Source organism: Ruegeria sp. AK4 (assembly GCF_056541025.1).
The window spans coordinates 475,175-494,220 of the sequence record NZ_JBQFXS010000002.1; the positions used below are offsets into that span (position 1 = coordinate 475,175).

Consider the following 19,046-nt stretch of genomic DNA (forward strand, 5'->3'; position numbering starts at 1 on the left):
GGTTGCTGTCCAAAGATAAATATCCCGCGCTCAAACGGGTTTGGGCACACCGAGTAAATCGCGGGCCTCTCTTACGTCTGGTGACGTCTCTCCTGCGGTGATCGACTTAAGAGCGGCGCCAAGGTCAGATGCCGCAGCGGGTTTGCGCCCAAATTTCCTGCAATGCCTGACATAGTCCACCGCCGTTCGAAGTTCGAACATATTCGCGCGCTGTCGGCGGGCGGTTTCGAAAGCCGCGTGGAACTCAGCTTCGGCGGGCCCGCTCTGCGAGCTTGCGAGGGCGTGAACCCGGTCCGTTTCGGCCTGCGCCCAGCCTTCATTCGTCAGGCTCTGGTGTTCGCGGGCTTCAGCCAGAAAGTTCAAAGACCCTTCCCGATCCCCAGTTCGCAGGGTCAATTCAGCAATCAGGGTCAAAAAGAAGGGTTTGTAATTCCCCGCCCCGCTCGCCCACCAGGCCTGCGCTGCGTGTAGCAGCGCAGGGATCGTTTCGGGTCCGGGGGCGACGTAGGCCTCCACCCAGCTTCGCCACATCCTTGCTGTCAACGACATGAAGGTAAAGGAATGCTCGGCAGACAGAGCCTCAAGCTGGTCGACAACCTCAACCACTTTTTCGGGTTCGCGGCGCAGAAGGTGCAGCATGCACAGGTAGGTGAGCGACTGCGCGATGCTATGGGCATGCGCAAGCGTTCGTGCGCCCGAAACCGCCTGACTTTGAATTTCTAGTGCCCTGTCCGGCTGTCCGCGCATCCAGACGGCCAGACTTAGGAAACAGGATGTAATGGCTGCATGATCGGACCCGTAGATAAACGCCAGATGCCCGTCACGGTCCGGGCTGTAGAGGTCCAGCGCGTCTTGCAGGTGATCATGGGCCGGCCCCAGCTCCCCGATATGGAACAGAACCGCCCCCATTGCCCGATGCGCCACCATCTGATGCTGGGTTTCGCCGGTCGTTTCCGCAAGTTCCAGCAGTCGCCCGGCGACCGTGCGGGCCAGGTCATATTCGGCACGCACCAGATGAAAGGAATACAGGCCGTTCAGGATCGGGAACAGGTGCCCGGTTTCTTCGACGCGCTCGCATAGGTCCCGGATGCGCGAATAAACCGATCCGGTTTCATCCGCAGCAATCCCCGCCGTCGAGCGCAAAACGCCCGCGCGAAGGACCTGAATCTCAATCTCTTTCCGATCCCGCTCGGGGCTGCTGTTCTGCTGGCTAAGCTGCTCGATTGCCAGGCCGAGTTGTGTGTTCGCCTCGATATTGGCCGACCTTTTGACCGCGCGCTGGCCGGCGAGGTATCGGCAGTCGATTGCCTCGGTTGCCATTCCGGCCAGCGTGTAGTGGTGCGCCAGAATCTCGGGGCTGGCATCGCCGATATGGTTGGATTTGTGGCTTAGCGTCTGCGCAACGCGCGCATGCAGAACCCGGCGCTCGCTTTTCAGAAGGCTGTTATAGGCGGTGTCCCGAATAAGGGCATGACGGTAGCTGAAGGATTGCGGATCGTCTGAGTCGGAAATCGTGACGATACCCGCATCGACCAAAAGCTCCAGACCGGCCCGCAACGCTTTTTCCCCAAAGCGGGACACTTTGGCGATCAGCGGATAGGAAAACTGCGGCCCGATAACCGCACCGATCTGTGCCACCTCCTTGGCTGAACTCAGACGGTCCAGGCGCGCCATCAGCGCATCATGCAAGGTGCTGGGCACCGAACTGGCCGGGGATGCGTCGCCTATTTTGAATGTCTCGGCTTCCCCCATCAGAAGCCCCGATTCAACCAGGTCTTTCGTGACCTCTTCGACATAAAGCGGCACGCCATCGGATCGGGCGGCAATCAGTTCATACATCTCGTCCGAGATCCCGTCGCATTTGGCGACCTCGTTCACAATGCCTTTGACCTGACCAAAATCCAGTTGCCGCAACGCGACCTTCGTCAGGTTCGACTGCAAGGCCCAACCGGGATCAAACTCGGGCCTGAATGTCATCACCACAAGAACCGGAAGGTCCTTGATCTGATCAGCGATCCGGTCCAGCAGCAGCTTGGTCGTCGGATCAACCCAATGAGCATCCTCAAACAACAGCAGCACGGGCGCTTCCCTGGCCCTGGCAACAAGCGTGTCAATCAGCAGCCCCAGCGTCTGGTCCATGACCTGCTGCGGTGTCAGGTCCAACGGCCCCAGTTGATCTTCGAAAGGAACCGAAAGAAGCGATGCCGCCAGCTTCAGGGTCCGGCTGCCATCATCCCCAAGAACCGAGGAAATCTTCTTCAGCTTCACGTCGTTTGCATCATCGGCGCGAAGGTCAGCGGCGGTTTCGAGTTGGCGAATGGCCGGATAAAACGCGCTGGCATAATGGTAAGGCGAGCACTGATACCGAATTTGGGCGTGCGATGCCCCGGCAATGTTCTGGCTGAGCTCTTCGACCAGCCGGGACTTGCCAATGCCCGCCTCACCCGACACCAGAACAACCTGCCCCTGACCGCCACAGGCCAGTTTCCACCTGTCTCCCAGCGCCTCGTATTCCGTCGTGCGACCGACCAATGGACCAAGCGAAACGCTGTCGGTGGCCATGAACCGGCTGATGGTTTCGCGCGTCCCAGTCACCTGCCAGGCTTCGACCTCTTTCGCGAACCCCTTGAGCTTGAAGACCCCGCGCAGAACGTATTCAAAGGCGTTCCCGGCCAATTGATGTGTGCTCGGGGCGACAATCAGCGTGCCGGGGTCCGCCATGGCCTGCAAACGTGCGGCCAGATTGGGCGTCTCGCCCATGGCGGTGCCATCCTCGAACATCTTTTCGCCGCGCAGATCGCCAACGACAACCAGCCCAGTCGCTATCCCTATCCGAACGTTCAACTTCGCATGGGTGCGGATTTCCGGGATTTCCTTGATGATCCGCAGTCCTGCTCGAACGGCGCGTTCCGGGTCGTCTTCATGGGCATGAGGGAAGCCGAAAAACACCATGATCCCGTCACCGTAATAACTGGCGATATGACCATCAAAAGCTGCGACCGAGGCGGCACAGCTTTCCTTGAACAGCCGCAGGACCTCGGCCAGGTCTTCCGGATCGACCCGCTGGGACAGCTCAGTTGACCCCACCAGGTCGATGAACATAACGGTCAGTTGCCGCCGCTCGGCAACGATCGACGGACCCAGAGCGGTGTTTTGCGGGCGGTGATCCCCATCGACACTGGCGCGAACGGCTTTCATGAAACGCCGCCGCGGACCGAGCGGCAGCCCAATGGTGACAAGGTCTTCGTCCGTCAGTTCGGTTAAGTCACCAAGTTCGATTTCGTGTTCTGAAAAGGCCGGGGCATATTTGGACAACCCGTGTTTTTCAAGCCAGAGCGCGATATCGGACATTCATTCGTTTCCCATACCGTTGCGGTCGGCTCGATGGCTCATCCCAACGGCAGGCATCTCCCTGCTTAAATTGTTGTCTCAGGACAGCCGGTGACCATTGCCGAATGCCTTGAGCTGCCTGGCCTCAATGAAAACGACGCGTATTGCGCGGTCAAGGGCTTCGTCCACAGCCCGCAAAACTCACTGGACGGAGTTTCGTCAAATGCGGGTTGCCAACCATCGCGTCAATTGCTGGCCTCGACCTTCTGGCGCTGAACACCCAGACCCCCGATCCCCAACTCCATGACATCGCCGGGCTTTAGGTAAACCTCGGGTTTTTGTCCCAACCCAACACCCGGCGGCGTCCCGGTCGAGATCACATCGCCGGGGTGCAACGACATGAACTCCGACAGGTGCGAGATAACGGTCGCTACATCGAAATGCATCGTTCTGGTCGATCCGTTCTGATAGCGGTGACCGTTCACCTCAAGATACATCGGCAAGTTCTGCGGGTCCGGCACCTCGTCGCGGGTCACCAGCCAGGGGCCGATTGGGCCAAACGTGTCGGCGGATTTGCCTTTGACCCACTGGCCCGAGCGGTGCATCTGAAAGTCCCGCTCGGACAGGTCGTTGACCACGCAATAGCCCGCCACGTAATCCAGCGCACCTTCAACCGAGACGTATTTGGCGTGCCTGCCGATCACCACGCCCAGCTCGACTTCCCAATCGGTCTTGACCGAGCCGCGAGGGATTTCAACCGTGTCATCGGGGCCGATGATGGACGAGGTCGCTTTGAAGAAGATCACAGGCTCATCCGGCAGCGCCATGCCGGATTCGGCAGCGTGATCGGCATAGTTCAAACCGATGCAGATGAATTTACCCACCTGACCGACGCAGGCCCCGATGCGCGGCGCGCCTTCGACAACAGGCAGGCTGTTCACATCCAACGCGCGCAAGGCGGCAAGGCTGGCATCCGACAGCGCCTCGCCCGCGATATCGCCGACGACGCCCGACAGGTCACGGATGGTGCCGTCATTGTCCAGAAGCCCCGGTTTTTCCTGACCCACAGGGCCGTAACGCAGCAGTTTCATGTCAAATATCCCTGATCAAACGGTCCAGCCGCCATCGATGGCGAAAGTCTGTCCGGTGGTGAATGCGGTCTCGTCGCTGGCCAGATAGACGGCCAGCGCGGCGATCTCGTCAGCGTGGCCGATGCGGCCCATGGGCTGGCGTGCGATGAACTCCTTCATGGCCTGTTCATAGTCACCGGTGGCGCGCAGGCGGTCGTGCAGGCTGGGGCTGTCGACGGTACCCGGGCAGATGGCGTTGCAGCGGATACCCTGCGTTATGAAATCCGCAGCGATGGATTTGGTAAGCCCGATCACCGCCGCCTTCGAGGCGCAATACGAAAACCGGTTCGGCACACCTTTGATCGACGAGGCGACCGAGGACATGTTGATGATCGATCCGCCGCCGTTTTCCAACATGCCGGGCAGCACCAGCTTGGCCAGCCGGTACATTGCCTTGACGTTCAGGTCGAAGCTGAAATCCCACTGATCCTCGTCGCATTCAAGGATCGAGCCCGCGCCGACGAAACCTGCACAGTTGAACAACACGTCCAGCGTGCCTGCATCTTCAACGACCCGGGCCACCGCATCCGCGTCGGTGACGTCCAACTTCTCGGCAGTGACACCGTCGATTTCGTCCAGTTCCGCCAGCGTTGCGTCGTTGATATCGCAGGCCACGACCCGAGCACCCTCGGCCACGTATTTTTCGACGCCGGCGCGGCCAATCCCCTGCCCCGCAGCGGTTACAAGCGCTTTCTTTCCGGCCAGACGGCCCGTTTGCTGTGTCATGTCGTCCTCAATCCGAGTGGAATGCCTCTGTCATCATTGCCCCGTGTTCACCTGGTCTGCGGGTTTTCGCTGAGATCGAGGCAACTCCTGCGTCCAACCGTCAGTTTCACCTTCGAAATCAGAGTGCTCTGCTGCCGACAGCCGATCAACCGCTTTTCCGCCTCATCGATTTGTATGTAAAACACTTATTTACTTTTAAATCAACATTGACTTTGCCCTGCATCTTGCCCCACGATTTCGAAAACCGCCATCACACGGTTTGGGAGGGCAGATTGACCGAAACCACCGAGAAATACCGCGCCCCGGCGCTGGAAAAAGGTTTGGACATTATCGAGCTGCTGTCGCTTCACGCCGACGGTCTGGCGCAGGGCGATATCGCACGCGCGCTGGATCGGTCCCAAAGCGAGATTTACCGCATGCTGACCACGCTGGTGCGGCGCGGCTATGTCATGCGCTCGTCCGAGGATGATCTGTATTCGCTGACACTGAAGATGTTCGCGGTCTCGCAACGCCACCCACCCCTGGAACGATTGCTCGAGCTTTCGACGTCAAAGATTCGGGCCGTCACCCGAAAGGCCTGGCAATCCTGCCATATGGGCATGGAAAGCAACGGCGACATTGTGGTCGTCGCATCAGTCGCGTCGCCCGGAAACTGGGGGCTTGCTTTGCGGGTTGGTACGGTGATCGGGCTGGGCAACACGGGAACCGGCCGCGTTCTGGCGGCGTTCCGCAGTGACGCGGACTTGGACGAGTTGCTGGACAAGCACCGGCTGGCACAGGGCGAGCCGGAACTGGACCCCGTCGAATTCAAAGAACACGTCGCGCGTATTCGCGAATGGGGGTACGAGCGGATGCCGTCAGCCACCGCTGTCGGGGTCACGAACCTCGCCTACCCTGTGCTGGACCACGAAGGCCGCGCGATCAGTGTCGTGAACTGCCCCTTCCTAGAACGGATCGACCAGTTTGAGGTTCCGGGCATCGAAGAGGTGCACGAGATGCACAAGGCGCTGGCGGACTATCTGACGGATTTCTACGCGGGCAGGCAGAGCTGATCGGCGGGGCTGTCTTGAGTAACCCCTGCGGATTGACTAGCCTTTCGCGAAGCCACGGTCCCGCGCCGGACTGACACAATGTGAAACGGTCGGGAACAACGCGACGGAGATACGCATGTATCGTTTCGACGACTTTGAGCTTGATGTTGACCAGTTCGAGCTTCGCCAGTTCGGGCAACCCGTGCATGTGGAGCCGCGTGCGCTGGAATTGGTGTGTTTGTTGATTGAAAGCCGGGATCGCGTCATCGACCGGGACGAGATCATCAAAAAACTCTGGGACGGGCGTGCCGTGTCGGATGCCGCCGTGTCCACCTGTCTGAAAAGCGCGCGCCGGGCCGTTGGGGATGACGGGAAATCCCAGGCCCTGATCAAAACGGTACACGGGCGCGGGTTCCGGTTTGTTGGCCGGGTCGAAGACCACACTCTCACCGTTTCGCACTCCGTGTCTGCCAGGGTCTCGGACCTACCCTCGCTGGTCATTCTGCCGATGCAGGTGTTTGGCGATTCTCCGGACCTGCAGGGGGTTGCAGACGGGCTGGTCGAGATGCTGACGACCGTGCTAACCCGCGTGCCGTTCCTGTCGATCATTTCCCGCGCCGCCAGCTTTGCGATGCAGGACAGCGCGATCGACCTTGCCACGGTCCGTGACCGGTTTGGCGTCTGGTACATGTTGGAGGGCAGTCTGCAGGAAACCCCTGCCGGGGTTCGGGCGAATTTCCAGCTGATCGATGTGGCCAGCGGCCATCACCACTGGGCGCGGCGGATCGAGCAGGCGCGCGACGAAGACATCAGCGAGGGGCTGCTGAACGCCGCGCTGCCGGTGCTGGAACCCCAACTGGTGCGGGCGATGATGAAGGACCTCAGCACCGCAACCGCCGAAGGGTCTGCCCCGGCGCTGACACTGGAAGCCATCGGTGTTCTGTCCCTGAAAGGATGGAACCGCGCGTCGTGCGGGAATGCCCGGCAGTTGCTGGAACGCGCCATCTCGTTGCAGCCCGATCTGGCGCTGGCCCATGCCTATCTGGCGCTGGTTCTGGGCATCGGGCACCGCGTCGGCATTCTGGAAGAGCGTCAAGCGTTGTTTGACCGCGTGAACGCTCTGGTGGACACCGCGATGGATATTGACGGGATGGACTCGACCATTCTGGGCATGACCGGCTGCGCACTGGCCGATATCGGAGACCGCGACCGGGCCCTGCCGATCCTGCGCACGGCGCTGGAATTGAACCCGGACAATGCGCAGGCACGAACGGCGCTTGGGGCCGCGCATCTGCTGGCCGGCAACTTCCCCGAAGCGGTGCGCGAACTCGAAGACGGCATCCGCGTCAGCCCGATGGACCCGCGCCGCGCCGTCTGGGGCGCTGCACTTGCAACGGCAGCCCTGCTGAGCGGTGACGTGGAAAAAGCCCGGGCCGAGGCCACCAAGGCCTGCGATGCGGACCACCGCAACCACATCCCGCGCGTCGTTCTGGCCGCTATCGGTGTGGTTTGCAAAGACCTCAAGATGGCGCAATCGGCGCTGACTTCGGCTTTCAGGATCAGACCCGATCTGTCCGACACAGAAATCCGGGCGGTCGTCGGCAAAGAGATTCAGATCCACCTGTCCTCGCTGGTTGAAGCCATTCGCGCGCAAAGCACGCCCTAGCTGTCCTCCAGAAGAAACTCGGTGATCAGCCGGCTGCACCGATGCCAGGCTGGGTCCGTCTCGGGCAGAATGTGGTTAGAGGTTTCCAGCGGCACAAATCTGGCCCCCGGAATACCCGCTGCCAGCGCCTGCCCCTGCCGAAAATTGATGGCGGTATCCTCACGCGCGTGCAGAACCAGCGTGGGGACCGAGACCTGGCCTAGAATCTCGCGCACATCCACCTCTCCGATGGCAGCAATGAGCTTTGCCGCGTTGCGCCCGTTAGATGACTGCGCCTGCAACTCGCTGAACCATTTCAGGTATTCCGCCGGCGCATTGGGCATGAACGTGCCGCTGAACATCTGCTGCACGGCCCCCGCGCCGCCCCAGACGCTTTCGATCAGGGCAATCGCAGCCTCGGTCGCCTTGATACGCTTTTCGCTGCCGTGATGCCGCCACCCGCAGGCATAGCCTGCATAAAACGCCATCCTCGAAACGCGATCCGGGTTCTTGACGCAATAGGCAACGCTGACCGCAGCCGCCTGCGAAATCCCAAGTATCGGAAATCGCTCAAGGCCAACGGCATTGGCGACTGCCTCCAGATCCTCGACCTGCCGCTCCAGCGAGAAATCCTCGACCTCCCATTCGCTCAGCCCGTTGCCGCGTGGATCGTAGCGGATAAGCTGATGGGTCTGGGCAAAATGGCGGTGGACATGCCTCCAGACCGGGCTGTTCCAGTCCAGTTCCACATGGGTCAGCCAGTGCGAGGTCTTGATCAGCGGCGGTCCTTCTCCGGCGATGGAATAGGCGATCCGCGTGCCGTCCTTGCTGTGACAAAAATAGATGTCCTGCTCGGGCTTGTCGTCAGTTTGTGCGGCGGGTCCGGCGCCGCTTTCCACGGTGGATGCGATAAAGCGGAAGCCGCGACCGTGGATCGTCTTGACCATGTTCTGCGTCGCGCCGCTGTCGCCCACGGTGTTTCGCACGGCGTAAATCGCCGAGGACACGGCCGCGTCCGAGATAAACCGCCCTTCCCAGATCGTGTCGATCAACTCGTCCCGTGTGACCACGCGATCGCGGTTTTCGACCAGATGGATCAGGATTTCCAGAACCTTGGGCTCGATGGAAACCGGCGCACCCCGCGCGCGCAGCTCCAGCCCGGCGGTATCAAGGGTAAACTCTCCGAAACTGTAATTCATGCCGGAAGCCTAGCGGCGTGGGCCGGATTTGTCATCTGAGGGCACATTTTCCGCGTATCAGCGGTTTCCCCAAGAATTCCCCAAGAAACCCCAAGATCCTCCTCAAGCTTCACCTCTGCGAGGCCGCTAAGCCTGTGGGTACAGGGCGATCATGCCCAAACCTGATTGGAGAAGAAGATGAACATGACACAGCAAATGACCCAGGCCGACAACGGCGTGAATGTCGAAGCCCTGATGGGTGCCCGCGAAGCGCTGACCGACATGCCCGCAGCGGCTGAATTCACATGGCGCGCCGAATGCGAATGGATGAACGGGGTGCACAGCCGCTCGACCGTCAAAGGGTTCTTTGGCCTTGGCGAAGAGCATGAGCATTCTGAGACATTCACCTTTGACGCCGACCACCCGGCCTGTTTCGCAGCCGAGGATCGGGGCGCGACCCCGGTCGAGATCGTCCTGTCCGCGCTGGCAAGCTGCCTGTGTGCGGGCGTGGCCTCGGTCGCGCAGAACCGGGGCATCCAGCTGAACTCGGTGATGGCAAAGGTCGAAGGCGACATGAGCCTGCACGGCATCCTCGGGATCGACCCGGATGTACGCAATGGCTTCAAAGCCATCCGCGTAGCCTTCGATATCGATGCCGACGCCACGCCGGATGAAATCGCCGCAGTCGTGGCGCAAAGCCAAAAACGTTCGGCCGTTTTCGACATCATCACCAACCCGGGCAACGTGCGGGTGTCTGTCACCTGACGGCGTCCCGCGCATCATCCCAAAAAGGAATTTCATTATGTTTACGATCGCCGCTTTTTCCGCAATCGCCGCTGGCCTTGTCGCAGTCATCAACAAAGTCTCGCGCCCGCGCACCGCGCACAGCCCCGCGAGCGTGCTGAGTGACCGGTTGCTGACCGATATCGGCCAGCACCGGTACCGCGAGGTGCGAAAGGCCGCCTCGGCCCTGTCCCATCGCGGCGGTCGTTTTCCCTTGTAAATCCTGCGGACCCCGCATGCCGGGTCCCCCATTTCAAACCCTTTGACCCAGAGGCCCAAGATGCTTTCAACAACCACCCTGATCATCGGGGCGGGCCAGTGCGGCCTTGCCATGAGTTTCGAACTGAGCAAACGCTCGATCGACCACCTGGTTCTGGACGCCGGACGCGCCGGTGAAAGCTGGCACAGCCGCCGCTGGGAATCGCTGCGCCTGCTAACCCCCAACTGGATGAACACGCTGCCGGGCCAGAGGCACGGTCCCGGTGATCCTGATGGGTTTGCCACCGCCAAAACCTTTGCCGGTGAAATCGCCAGATGGGTGTCGCGCAATGCCCCGCCCCTGCTGCCCAATACGTCTGTCATTGCCCTGACGCGGTTGGGCGACGGGTATCTTGCCGAGACACCCCGCGGTCCGATCCGCTGCCAATCCGTGGTCATCGCAACCGGCGCCTGCGCACGGCCCAAGGTTCCGGCCTTTGCGCAGACCCTGCCCCATCGCATCGAACAGTTTTCCCCGATCTCCTACCGCAGCCCGTTGGAACTGCGCGCGGGTGGTGTGCTGGTGGTGGGGGCCTCGGCCTCTGGCCTGCAGATCGCGCAGGAATTGGCCTGGTCCGGTCGCAAGGTCACGCTGGCCGTTGGCAGCCACGGGCGTTTGCCGCGAAGCTATCGCGGAGCCGACATTCTGCAATGGATGCATCTGGCCCGCGTGTTTGATGAGCCCTTCACCAAGATCGACGATCTGGACCGGGTGCGCCGCACGCCCTCGCTGCCGCTGATCGGAACGCCTGAACGCGCCGACCTGAATCTGGATGTTCTGCAGGCGCGGGGCGTCGAACTGGTTGGGCGGATGATGGATATCCGCGACGGCAAGGCGCTGTTCTCGGGCAGTTTATTCAATGCGGCGGCGTCCGCCGACCTGAAAATGAACCGGCTGCTGGACCGGGTGGATAGCTGGGTCAGCAACCATGGCTTCGACGATCTGGTGGCGCCGCCCCAGCGCTTTGCGCCGATTTCGGTGCCCTCCGATCCGCGTCTGAGCATCGATCTGTCCGAATTCGACACCGTGATCTGGGCGACCGGGTTCAATCCCGATCATCGCTTTGTCCAGATGCCCGTCTTCGACCGCAAGGGCCGTATCCAGCATCACGGCGGCATCGTCGAACCCGGCCTTTATGTCATGGGCCTGCCGTATCTGCGCACCAGCCGTTCGGTGCATATCGACGGCGCGGCGCGCGACGCAAAGGCACTGGCCCGTCAGATCACCCGTCAACTCAACCAACCTTTGGCCGCCTGAAAGGAGCCTATCATGCAACCGCAGAGATTTGATGCAATCGTAATCGGCGCCCGCGTGGCCGGGGCCTCGACCGCCATGGCTCTGGCGCGGGGCGGCGCGCGTGTCCTGATGGTGGATCGCGAAGCCGAGATCGGTGACACGCTGTCGACCCATGCACTGATGCGCCCGGCGGTTCACCTGCTTGCGCATTGGGGGGTTCTGGACCGGATCAAACCCTCGACCCCGGCGGTCAGAACGACGCAATTTGTCTATGGCGACGAGGTCGTCGATATCCCGGTCAGACCCGACATCGGGTATGAGGGGCTGTTTGCGCCCCGCCGCTGGCTGCTGGACAAAACGCTGGGCGATGCCGCGCAAAAGGCCGGGGTTGAACTGCGGACCGGCACCATCTGCTGCGATATTGTCCGTGGCCGCGACAACCGGGTGACGGGCGTTGTCCTGATGGACCGGGACGGCAAGACCTATCAGGTCAACGCCGATCTGGTCATCGGCGCGGACGGGCGGAATTCGACCCTTGCCAAACTGGTCGGCGCACACGACATTGTCCGGTCGAACACCCGCTCGGCCTGCGCTTACGCCTATGTCCGGGGCCTGCCGAATGCCGGATACCGCTGGTTTCATGACCACAATATCGCGGCGGGGTTGATCCCCACGACCGATGGTCAGCATTGCGTGTTCGCCGCCTGCCGACCCGAGGATTTCAAGGCAAGGTTCGGCACGGATATCCGTGCGGGGTTGCGCGATCAGCTGCGGCGATGGGATGGTCATGCGGCGGACCAACTGGACCAACGCTCCTTTGCCGAAAAACCCAGACGGTTTCCGGGCGCGGCGGGCCATATGCGGCAATGCGCGGGTGCGGGATGGGCTTTGGTCGGGGATGCGGGATACTTCAAGGACCCGCTGACCGCCCATGGCATCACCGACGCCTTGCGGGACGCACATATCCTTGCCGAAACAGCTTTGACGCAGGGGTTTGATGATCTGTCCGATTACCAGCGCACGCGCGACCGGTTGTCGGCAAAGCTGTTCAGCCTCACGGTAAAAATCGCGTCTTTCGACTGGACGTTGGAGCAGCTCAAAACCCTCCACATGCACCTGAATGCCGAGATGAAGGCCGAATTTGCCCATCTGGTCGGGTCGCTCGAAACATCTGAGCAGGCACCCACCCCGGTTCTTCCGGCAATTGCTCAGGGCTTTGAAGCGCCCTCATACGCGCGCAGCGCGCGGCCATGATCGGGCGTGTCACGAGCCCAGACCAATGGCCCGCAGCCCGGCCTCGGCGCATGTGATGTCGTCGGGGCCAGCGGCACCGGATACGCCAATCGCGCCGATCAGGATGCCGTTCTCCAATATGGGCAGCCCGCCGTCCCAGGCGCACAGGTCGGGGCGGTTTGCCAGGCCAAGCTGCAACGCAGGCTCTGACAACATCCGCTCGGCAAATGCGCGGGTGGTTTTGCCCAACACGGCAGTCCGCGCCTTGTCCAGCGCAAATCCCGAGACCGCAGCAGGCGTGCCATCCATGCGCCCTGCGGCAACCATGTGACCGCTGGGGTCCACGACCACAGCCGAAACCTGCCAGTCATTTTCGGCGGCGTGGCTCAGGGCGGTCTGAACCGCACTATTGGCCGAGGCCTGTGTTATGACGCGTCTGGTGAAGGAAACAGGCATCTTGTCCTCTTGCTCTCAAACTGTTGCCGCGCGTTGGTCACAGGTCGAAGATCAGCTCATTCGTGCCCTGCTGGACCCTTTGATCCTCCTGATTGAAGACATCGAACCGGAAGGAGATGATCCCGCGTCGACCGGACGAGGTATCGCGTTTCGACACGACATGCAGTTCGGCCCGGATCGTATCCCCGGCCAAAACCGGCTGCTCGAACCGCCAGTTCCACCCCAGCGAGGCAAGCCCGTCCGGGCGCGCGCTGGACTGGAATTTCAACCCATCGACAACCGACAGGATCAGCAGCCCATGCGCCACACGCGCCTTGTATCCAAGCTGCTTTGCGACCTGATCATCCAGATGCAACGCGTATTTGTCGCCGGTCAGGTCGGCAAAACCCGCGATCAGGTCTGCCGTGATCTCGGCAGACCCGGTTTTCATCACATCCCCAACCTGCAGGTCGTGATAGCCGTAGATTCCAGCACTCAGAGGGGTTGCGGTCATTCCGGAACAGGGGCGTCTTCGCGCAGCAGACCCTTGGCTTTCAGGTCGGCCCAGAACTCTGCCGGGATGTCATGGCTGAACCAGTTCAGATTCTGCTCCAGCTGCTCGACCGTGCGGGTGCCCGCCATGAAGGTCGGCACCGCCGGATGGGCAACCACAAACTGCAGCGCAGCGGCTGGCAGGGGCACGTTGTACTCGGCGCAGACCGCCTCGATCTTGCGGACCTTGTCCATGATATCGGCAGGGGCCGGGGCGTAGTTGTACTTGGCCCCTTCCTTGGCCCCCGTCGCCAGAATGCCCGAGTTGAAGCCGCCGCCGACAACCACCGCCGCGCCGCGTTCTTCGCAAAGCGGCAGGAACTGATCCAGCGCGTCCTGTTCCAGCAGGGTGTACCGGCCAGCCAACAGGAAACAATCGAAATCGCGCTGTTCCAGCGCGGCGTGGCAGACCTCCCACTCGTTCACGCCGACGCCGATGGCTTTGACAACGCCCTGATCGCGCAGGCTTTCCAGCGCTTTCCAGGCCCCGTCCATCGCCTGCTTGAACACCTCGGGCTGTTCGTCACCACGGGTGAACACGTCGATATCGTGGATGAAACAGATATCCATGTGCTCCAGCGCCATCCGCTGCAGACTGTCTTCGAACGAGCGCATGATCCCGTCATAGCTGTAGTCGAAATGCATGGTGAAGGGAGCGGCGTTGGTCCAGGGCTCAAAGTTGATGTCCTGCCGACGCCCGGGCTTCAGGATCCGGCCAACCTTGGACGACAGGATAAAGTCATCGCGGTCCTTCCAGCGCAGGCTGTGACCTGTCCGCATCTCGGACAGACCGTGGCCATACATCGGGGCAGTGTCGAAATACCGGACCCCCTTGTCCCAGGCGTGCTGGATCATGGCGTTCGACGTTTCTTCGTCAATCTCGCGGAAGATGTTGCCAATCGGCGCAGTGCCGAAGCCAAAGGCGGATACGTTCAGATCCACCCGGCCAAATTTGTTCTTCGTGTTCGGATTCATGCGAGCCTCCCAAATGCAAACCGGACCGCCGATTTTTTCGTTTCAATTAAGTAACTGATTGGTTATTTATAGCATATGCCGAAACCGATCAACCCACTTGACGAACCGGCCTTGCGGAGCGTACTAGTAACTGATTGGTTACATTATGAGGCGCTACGATGTTCCTGACGGAAACCCACATCCAGGTTCGCGACATGACCCGCCAGTTTGCCGAAGGTGTCATCCGCCCCGCCGCGGAAGAGCTGGACCGGGATTCGCGCTTTCCCGCTGAAATCTATGACCAAATGGCCGAGCTCGGCCTGTTCGGCATCGGCGTCCCGGAAGAGCTTGGCGGGCCCGGATTCGACACCGTCACCTACGCTCTGGTGATGGAGGAATTGTCGCGCGGCTATGCCTCGATCGCGGATCAATGTGGGTTGCTGGAACTGGTCACGACACTGCTGGTGCGCCACGGAACGCCGCAACAGCAGGGCAAATGGCTGGGTGATCTGCTGGCGGCCAAACTTCGCCCGGCCTATTGCATCACCGAACCCGAAGCGGGCACCGATGTCTCGGGCATTCGCACTACGGCAGTTCGGGACGGCGACGGATGGGTGCTGAACGGCGGCAAGATCTGGATCCACAACGCACCGGTCGCGGATCTGGGTTTTGTTCTGGCCCGCACCGACCCCGAGGCCGGGCATCGCGGCATGTCGATTTTTGTGGTCGATCTGCATGCCGACGGCGTCACACGCGGCCCGAAAGAGATCAAGATGGGCCAACGCGCCAGCCAGGTCGGCCCGCTCTCCTTTGACGATGTGCGCCTGCCCGCCGATGCCTTGCTGGGCACCGAAGGGCGCGGCTTTCACATGATGATGAGCGTTCTGGACAAGGGCCGCGTCGGCATCGCCGCGCTGGCGGTCGGCATCGGTCAGGCGGGGCTCGAGGCCGCGACGGACTATGCCCAGCAGCGCAAGCAATTCAGCAAACCCATCGCCGATTTTCAGGGCGTTCAGTGGTTGCTGGCCGATATCGCCAAGGATGTTGAGGCCGCCCGGCTGCTGGTCCACTCTGCCGCCTACAAGATCGACACCGGCCAAGATGCCACCAAGGCTTGTTCGATGGCCAAGTGCTTTGCCGGGGATATGGCTGTTCAGCGGTCCTCGGACGCGGTGCAGGTGTTTGGCGGGTCGGGCTATATTCGCGGGTTCGAGGTTGAGCGCCTGTATCGCGACGCAAAAATCACGCAGATTTACGAAGGAACCAACCAGATTCAGCGTATGATCATCGCCCGAGAACTTCTGTCGAAAGGGGCTGCCGCATGAGCCGTCACGCAGCATTTGTTACCGGGTCTTCCCGTGGGATCGGTCTGGCCGCCGCCATTGCATTGGCGCGCGAAGGCTTCGCCATCGCGGTAAACGGCCCGCAGATGGACGATGAACTGCAGGGTGCGCTGGACAGCATCCGTGCCCTTGGCGTGCCTGCGGTTGCGGCGGCTTTTGACGTCTCGGAAATCGGAACCCATGACGACCAACTGGCCGCAATCGAAGCCGAGATTGGCCCGCTGACAACGCTGGTGAACAACGCGGGCGTCGGCGTGATGCAGCGCGGTGATCTGCTGGAGGTCACCGAGGCCAGTTATGACCGCTGCATGGCCGTCAACACCAAGGCAATGTTCTTCCTGTCGCAGGCTTTTGCCAAGCGGCTGGTTGCCCGCGACCGCGATCCCGACCTGTTTCACAGCATCGTCAACGTAACATCCTCGAACGCGGTGGCGGTGGCCGCCCCCCGCGCCGAATATTGTGCCTCCAAGGCGGCGGCGGCGATGATCTCTAAAACCTTCGCCGTGCGGCTGGGGCAGGAAGACATCGCCGTCTATGACGTGCAGCCCGGCCTGATCGCAACCGACATGACCGCCCCGGTGATCGAGATGTATGACCAGCGCGCCAGGGACGGGCTGACCCTGTTCCCCCGCGTCGGCCAACCCAAGGATATGGGCCGCATCATCGCATCACTGGCCAGTGGCAAACTTCCCTACACGACCGGTCAGGCCATCTCAGCGGATGCCGGACTGCTTGTTCCCCGTTTCTAAGGTAAATCCATGAAAATTCAGCTGCCTGATACCACCGGAAAACTGCATGACTATGCGCTGGTCGGCATGCCGGTCGCCCCGTCGAAGCTGACACCGAACTCGGCCCGGGTTCTGTATTCCGCCGCCCATGTTGTGGCAGACCCGTTTGGCGACCATGACCCGACCGGCCCGGCGCATGTCGACTGGGCAAAGACAATGGATTTCCGCCACTATCTGGCCGGAATGGGCATGGGCATTGCCGAGGCGATGGACACCGCCCAACGCGGCATGGGGCTGGACTGGACCGGCGCATTGGAGCTGATCCGCCGCACCCGCGAGGAACTGCCCGACGCGCTTGTCGCCAATGGCTGCGGCACCGATCATCTGGACCCGGCGGATGCAAAAACGTTGGACTATGTACGCCGGGCCTATCTTGAACAGGTCGAGGCCATTCAAAAGCTGGGCGGGCGGATCATCCTGATGGCATCGCGCGCCTTGGCGAAGGTGGCGACCGGGCCGGATGATTATATCTCGGTCTACAACGATGTGCTGGCGGCCTGCGATGAACCCGTCATCTTGCATTGGCTGGGTGCGATGTTTGACCCGCAGCTTGCCGGGTACTGGGGTTCGGACAATTTCGACGATGCGCTGGAAACCGTGCTGGCGGTCATAGGTGCAAATGTGGACAAGGTGGACGGGATCAAAATCTCGCTGCTGGATGCCGAGAAAGAGGTCATCATGCGCCGCCGGTTGCCCGAGGGCGTCAGGATGTATACCGGCGACGATTTCAACTATCCCGAACTGATCGAGGGCGACGATCAGGGATATTCTCACGCACTTCTCGGCATCTTCGACCCGCTCGCCCCCGCCGCCGCTTATGCGGTCAGCAAATTGAGCGAGGGTGACGCCAGGACCTTCCGCGACACGCTGGACCCGACGGTTCCGCTGGCCCGCCATATCTTCCGGGCGCCGACACAGTATTACAAAACCGGCGTGGTGTTTCTGGCCTGGCTGAACGGGTTTCAGGACCATTTCATCATGCTGAACGGCGCGCAGGCGGCGCGGTCCCTGCCCTATTTCACCGACTGTTTCAAAATGGCCGATGAATGCGGGTTGTTGCGCGATCCGGATCTGGCGGTCGCGCGCATGGGGCATATGCTGAAACTTTACGGGGTCTGAGGCTTGCGCGATTTCTCGAACGATCATTCCGCATTGGCGCTGAACACGGCGACGCTGGGCCATAATCTGGACGGCCACGGCGCGGGCTGGTCGCCCGAGCAGGTGATCGACGCCTGCGCCGCGCGCGGTTATGGCGGAATCACCTTCTGGCGGCGCGAGTTGGACGGGCGCGCGGCCGAGATCGGCCAACGTGTCCGCGCCGCCGGGATGCAGGTTTCCGGCCTGTGCCGCACGCCGTTCCTGACCGGCCCGCTGGCGCTGCCATCGGATCAGCAGATCATGGACGATTTTCACCTGTCCATCGATCAGACCGCCGCGCTGGAAACCGAGGTTCTGACCATCGTGACCGGCGGGCCCGAACCGGGCACCAAAGGCGTTATGGAAAGCCAGAAAACCCTCGCCGACCGCGTGGCCCGCGCCGCCCCTTACGCGGCCGAACGCGGTGTGAAACTGGCGTTGGAGCCGCTGAACCCCGCAACCGCAGGCAATCGCACCTGCCTGATGACCGCCGCAGATGCGCTGAATGTCTGCGATGCGGTCGGGGCAGAGAATGTGGGCGTTGCGATCGATGTCAATCACGTCTGGTGGGACACGACGCTGGCCGGCACCCTCGCGACCCGCGCCAACGGCCGCATCTATGGCTATCACCTGTGCGACTGGCTGGCCGATACGTCGGACATCCTTCTGGACCGGGGGATGATGGGCGACGGCGTCGCCGATCTGTACGCCCTGCGCGCCGCCGTCGAAAACGCCGGCTATGACGGCCTGTGCGAGGTCGAGATATTCTCGGCCGAAAACTGGTGGAAGCGCGACCCGCACGAGGTTCTGGACATCATTGTCGAGCGGTTCAGGACCTGCTGCTAAAGCGTTTCGGGTTTTACCCGACTCATTTTGCGGCGCGAATGTCCCGAGAACGCCGTAGGCGTGGCAGGGTATTCGTGCCTCTAGTTAAACCCGAAACGTTATTGGGTCAGACCTCGATATCGCAGACAAAAACGCCGTCCGGACCGCCAACGGTTTTGGCAACGATCCGCCCGCCGATTTCCTGATGGGTTGGATCGACCAGATAGACGTCGCGCACGGCGGCATCGCGAAAATCGAACCAGAACATATCGTTGAAATCGCGCACAAGGTCGGTTTCGACGGACACGTTGCTGCGGCTCTGGAAATCGAGAATGCCGTCGATATGGCCCTTCAACCCCTCCAGATCCTTGTAAAGCGCGGATTTCTCAGCCTCGGAAACATCGCCTGCAAAGCGCAGATGTACCAGATGACGTATCATTTCACTCTTCCTTCCCCGAGGT

General features: G+C 61.4%; 18 protein-coding genes. 10 read left to right on the forward strand and 8 right to left on the reverse strand.

Going from position 1 to position 19,046, the window contains the following annotated elements:
* Positions 1-30: 30 nt before the first annotated feature.
* The 3 genes from ACR0EZ_RS06045 to ACR0EZ_RS06055 all read right to left on the reverse strand — a co-directional run bounded on the left by ACR0EZ_RS06045 (position 31) and on the right by ACR0EZ_RS06055 (position 5,186).
* Positions 31-3,351, reverse strand: coding sequence for an AAA family ATPase (locus ACR0EZ_RS06045; RefSeq protein ID WP_480611722.1), 3,321 nt, complete (start codon positions 3,349-3,351; stop codon positions 31-33).
* Between the two features lie 224 nt (positions 3,352-3,575).
* On the reverse strand, positions 3,576-4,421 hold the full coding sequence (locus tag ACR0EZ_RS06050; RefSeq protein ID WP_480611723.1) for a fumarylacetoacetate hydrolase family protein: 846 nt from the start codon (positions 4,419-4,421) through the stop codon (positions 3,576-3,578).
* 15 nt (positions 4,422-4,436) lie between these two features.
* Positions 4,437-5,186, reverse strand: a complete 750-nt coding sequence (locus ACR0EZ_RS06055; RefSeq protein ID WP_480611724.1) for an SDR family oxidoreductase — start codon at positions 5,184-5,186, stop codon at positions 4,437-4,439.
* Between the two features lie 272 nt (positions 5,187-5,458).
* Between ACR0EZ_RS06055 and ACR0EZ_RS06060 the strand changes: the two genes are divergently transcribed.
* Together ACR0EZ_RS06060 and ACR0EZ_RS06065 are read left to right on the forward strand one after the other, a co-directional pair.
* Positions 5,459-6,238 carry an IclR family transcriptional regulator gene (locus ACR0EZ_RS06060; RefSeq protein ID WP_480611725.1) on the forward strand — a complete coding sequence of 260 codons (780 nt, stop codon included), beginning with the start codon at positions 5,459-5,461 and terminating at the stop codon, positions 6,236-6,238.
* 115 nt (positions 6,239-6,353) lie between these two features.
* A complete protein-coding gene (locus tag ACR0EZ_RS06065) occupies positions 6,354-7,883 on the forward strand; it encodes a winged helix-turn-helix domain-containing protein (RefSeq protein WP_480611726.1) in 1,530 nt (509 codons plus the stop codon).
* Here ACR0EZ_RS06065 and ACR0EZ_RS06070 read toward each other — a convergent pair.
* Complete coding sequence (locus ACR0EZ_RS06070) at positions 7,880-9,061, reverse strand: alpha/beta hydrolase (RefSeq protein WP_480611727.1); 1,182 nt, start codon at positions 9,059-9,061, stop codon at positions 7,880-7,882. The genes ACR0EZ_RS06065 and ACR0EZ_RS06070 overlap by 4 nt on opposite strands.
* A 177-nt stretch (positions 9,062-9,238) precedes the next feature.
* Between ACR0EZ_RS06070 and ACR0EZ_RS06075 the strand changes: the two genes are divergently transcribed.
* Genes ACR0EZ_RS06075 through ACR0EZ_RS06090 form a run of 4 tightly spaced genes read left to right on the forward strand, consistent with a single transcriptional unit; the run spans position 9,239 to position 12,572 of the window.
* Positions 9,239-9,805, forward strand: coding sequence for an OsmC family protein (locus ACR0EZ_RS06075; RefSeq protein WP_480611729.1), 567 nt, complete (start codon positions 9,239-9,241; stop codon positions 9,803-9,805).
* 37 nt (positions 9,806-9,842) lie between these two features.
* Positions 9,843-10,043 carry a hypothetical protein gene (locus ACR0EZ_RS06080; protein WP_480611731.1) on the forward strand — a complete coding sequence of 67 codons (201 nt, stop codon included), beginning with the start codon at positions 9,843-9,845 and terminating at the stop codon, positions 10,041-10,043.
* 60 nt (positions 10,044-10,103) lie between these two features.
* Positions 10,104-11,339, forward strand: coding sequence for a flavin-containing monooxygenase (locus tag ACR0EZ_RS06085; RefSeq protein ID WP_480611732.1), 1,236 nt, complete (start codon positions 10,104-10,106; stop codon positions 11,337-11,339).
* Between the two features lie 12 nt (positions 11,340-11,351).
* The gene (locus ACR0EZ_RS06090) at positions 11,352-12,572 is read left to right on the forward strand and encodes an NAD(P)/FAD-dependent oxidoreductase (protein WP_480611733.1); all 1,221 of its coding nucleotides are present in this window, start codon (positions 11,352-11,354) and stop codon (positions 12,570-12,572) included.
* Between the two features lie 9 nt (positions 12,573-12,581).
* Here the strand turns inward: ACR0EZ_RS06090 and ACR0EZ_RS06095 are convergent, their stop codons facing one another.
* From ACR0EZ_RS06095 to ACR0EZ_RS06105, 3 genes are read right to left on the reverse strand one after another with little or no spacing between them, the layout of a single operon-like run.
* Positions 12,582-13,007, reverse strand: a complete 426-nt coding sequence (locus ACR0EZ_RS06095; RefSeq protein WP_480611734.1) for a GlcG/HbpS family heme-binding protein — start codon at positions 13,005-13,007, stop codon at positions 12,582-12,584.
* Between the two features lie 37 nt (positions 13,008-13,044).
* Positions 13,045-13,500 carry a MaoC family dehydratase gene (locus ACR0EZ_RS06100; RefSeq protein ID WP_480611735.1) on the reverse strand — a complete coding sequence of 152 codons (456 nt, stop codon included), beginning with the start codon at positions 13,498-13,500 and terminating at the stop codon, positions 13,045-13,047.
* Positions 13,497-14,513: an aldo/keto reductase gene (locus tag ACR0EZ_RS06105; protein WP_480611736.1), complete on the reverse strand. Its 1,017-nt coding sequence runs from the start codon at positions 14,511-14,513 to the stop codon at positions 13,497-13,499. The genes ACR0EZ_RS06100 and ACR0EZ_RS06105 overlap by 4 nt, the downstream gene beginning before the upstream one ends.
* A 158-nt stretch (positions 14,514-14,671) precedes the next feature.
* Between ACR0EZ_RS06105 and ACR0EZ_RS06110 the strand changes: the two genes are divergently transcribed.
* Genes ACR0EZ_RS06110 through ACR0EZ_RS06125 form a run of 4 tightly spaced genes read left to right on the forward strand, consistent with a single transcriptional unit; the run spans position 14,672 to position 18,606 of the window.
* Complete coding sequence (locus ACR0EZ_RS06110; RefSeq protein ID WP_480611737.1) at positions 14,672-15,817, forward strand: acyl-CoA dehydrogenase family protein; 1,146 nt, start codon at positions 14,672-14,674, stop codon at positions 15,815-15,817.
* The gene (locus ACR0EZ_RS06115) at positions 15,814-16,584 is read left to right on the forward strand and encodes a 3-ketoacyl-ACP reductase (RefSeq protein WP_480611738.1); all 771 of its coding nucleotides are present in this window, start codon (positions 15,814-15,816) and stop codon (positions 16,582-16,584) included. The genes ACR0EZ_RS06110 and ACR0EZ_RS06115 overlap by 4 nt, the downstream gene beginning before the upstream one ends.
* A gap of 9 nt (positions 16,585-16,593) precedes the next feature.
* Positions 16,594-17,742: a dihydrodipicolinate synthase family protein gene (locus ACR0EZ_RS06120; RefSeq protein ID WP_480611739.1), complete on the forward strand. Its 1,149-nt coding sequence runs from the start codon at positions 16,594-16,596 to the stop codon at positions 17,740-17,742.
* Positions 17,743-17,745: 3 nt separating this feature from the next.
* On the forward strand, positions 17,746-18,606 hold the full coding sequence (locus ACR0EZ_RS06125; RefSeq protein ID WP_480611740.1) for a sugar phosphate isomerase/epimerase family protein: 861 nt from the start codon (positions 17,746-17,748) through the stop codon (positions 18,604-18,606).
* 106 nt (positions 18,607-18,712) lie between these two features.
* On the opposite strand, the gene ACR0EZ_RS06130 is transcribed toward ACR0EZ_RS06125, so the two are convergent.
* Complete coding sequence (locus ACR0EZ_RS06130) at positions 18,713-19,024, reverse strand: Dabb family protein (RefSeq protein ID WP_480611741.1); 312 nt, start codon at positions 19,022-19,024, stop codon at positions 18,713-18,715.
* Positions 19,025-19,046 lie beyond the last annotated feature (22 nt).

Excerpts from the sequence above, each read along its gene's own strand:
- ACR0EZ_RS06045 (WP_480611722.1), bottom strand. The coding sequence starts at position 3,351 with ATGTCCGATATCGCGCTCTGGCTTGAAAAACACGGGTTGTCCAAATAT.
- ACR0EZ_RS06050 (WP_480611723.1), bottom strand. The coding sequence starts at position 4,421 with ATGAAACTGCTGCGTTACGGCCCTGTGGGTCAGGAAAAACCGGGGCTT.
- ACR0EZ_RS06055 (WP_480611724.1), bottom strand. The coding sequence starts at position 5,186 with ATGACACAGCAAACGGGCCGTCTGGCCGGAAAGAAAGCGCTTGTAACC.
- ACR0EZ_RS06065 (WP_480611726.1), top strand. The coding sequence starts at position 6,354 with ATGTATCGTTTCGACGACTTTGAGCTTGATGTTGACCAGTTCGAGCTT.
- ACR0EZ_RS06070 (WP_480611727.1), bottom strand. The coding sequence starts at position 9,061 with ATGAATTACAGTTTCGGAGAGTTTACCCTTGATACCGCCGGGCTGGAG.
- ACR0EZ_RS06075 (WP_480611729.1), top strand. The coding sequence starts at position 9,239 with ATGAACATGACACAGCAAATGACCCAGGCCGACAACGGCGTGAATGTC.
- ACR0EZ_RS06080 (WP_480611731.1), top strand. The coding sequence starts at position 9,843 with ATGTTTACGATCGCCGCTTTTTCCGCAATCGCCGCTGGCCTTGTCGCA.
- ACR0EZ_RS06085 (WP_480611732.1), top strand. The coding sequence starts at position 10,104 with ATGCTTTCAACAACCACCCTGATCATCGGGGCGGGCCAGTGCGGCCTT.
- ACR0EZ_RS06090 (WP_480611733.1), top strand. The coding sequence starts at position 11,352 with ATGCAACCGCAGAGATTTGATGCAATCGTAATCGGCGCCCGCGTGGCC.
- ACR0EZ_RS06095 (WP_480611734.1), bottom strand. The coding sequence starts at position 13,007 with ATGCCTGTTTCCTTCACCAGACGCGTCATAACACAGGCCTCGGCCAAT.
- ACR0EZ_RS06100 (WP_480611735.1), bottom strand. The coding sequence starts at position 13,500 with ATGACCGCAACCCCTCTGAGTGCTGGAATCTACGGCTATCACGACCTG.
- ACR0EZ_RS06105 (WP_480611736.1), bottom strand. The coding sequence starts at position 14,513 with ATGAATCCGAACACGAAGAACAAATTTGGCCGGGTGGATCTGAACGTA.
- ACR0EZ_RS06110 (WP_480611737.1), top strand. The coding sequence starts at position 14,672 with ATGTTCCTGACGGAAACCCACATCCAGGTTCGCGACATGACCCGCCAG.
- ACR0EZ_RS06115 (WP_480611738.1), top strand. The coding sequence starts at position 15,814 with ATGAGCCGTCACGCAGCATTTGTTACCGGGTCTTCCCGTGGGATCGGT.
- ACR0EZ_RS06120 (WP_480611739.1), top strand. The coding sequence starts at position 16,594 with ATGAAAATTCAGCTGCCTGATACCACCGGAAAACTGCATGACTATGCG.
- ACR0EZ_RS06130 (WP_480611741.1), bottom strand. The coding sequence starts at position 19,024 with ATGATACGTCATCTGGTACATCTGCGCTTTGCAGGCGATGTTTCCGAG.